Origin of the sequence: Blautia sp. BCRC 81119, from assembly GCF_003184505.1 — a bacterium.
Taxonomy (GTDB): Bacteria; Bacillota; Clostridia; order Lachnospirales; family Lachnospiraceae; genus Blautia_A; species Blautia_A fusiformis.
This window is the reverse complement of sequence record NZ_QJHD01000073.1, coordinates 1-579: the sequence shown is the minus strand read 5'-3', so window position 1 is coordinate 579 and position 579 is coordinate 1. Positions and strand designations below refer to the sequence as shown.

Annotated in this window: 2 protein-coding genes; both read right to left on the bottom strand. The window is 42.0% G+C overall.

The genetic code is table 11. The features are described 5' to 3' along the window. On the bottom strand, positions 1-393 hold a 393-nt coding region (locus DMI82_RS19590; RefSeq protein ID WP_146207196.1), incomplete at its 3' end, for an RNA-guided endonuclease TnpB family protein. Continuing rightward, positions 393-579, bottom strand: a 187-nt coding sequence (locus tag DMI82_RS19585; RefSeq protein WP_146207182.1) for a transposase, incomplete at its 5' end; no start/stop codon positions are given. The genes DMI82_RS19590 and DMI82_RS19585, both read right to left, overlap by 1 nt.

The window sequence follows — 579 nt, the reverse complement described above, 5'->3', positions numbered from 1 at the left end:
AAGTTTCGGAAGTTTGATATATCTTCCCACAATACGAATATTATCTTTTTGATTTACCGTTCTGTATGACTGGAACCGGTTATGTTTACTTTTGAAGGTTGGATAGGAAGCCCGTTTCTGAAAGAAATTCACAAATCCCCTGTCCAGATCCCGCAAAGACTGCTGTAATGCAATGGAATCTGCTGCTTTCAGAAAGGCAAACTCCTCTTGCTTTTTCAGTTCAGTCAGCATGGCGGAAGTCTGGGAATAGCCGATCTTTTCCCCATTTTCATAGCCTTCCTTACGCATGGCAAGTCCCCGGTTGTAGATGAACCGGCAGCATCCCAGGGTCTGATGGATGAAGTTTTTCTGTTCTCTGTTCGGGTAGATCCTGAATTTAATTCCTTTTTGCATTATCCCATCTTATCCTTTTGTCTCTGCGATGTTTTCTGGTTTTCAATATACTGTTTTACTGTTTCCAGCGGAGCACCGCCCACCGTCGATACAAAATAGCTGTTTGTCCAGAGAGTCGGCATTTTCGTTTTAAGATAGGGAAATTCCTGTCTTAAAATTCTGGACGTATAGCCTTTAAATGACTTT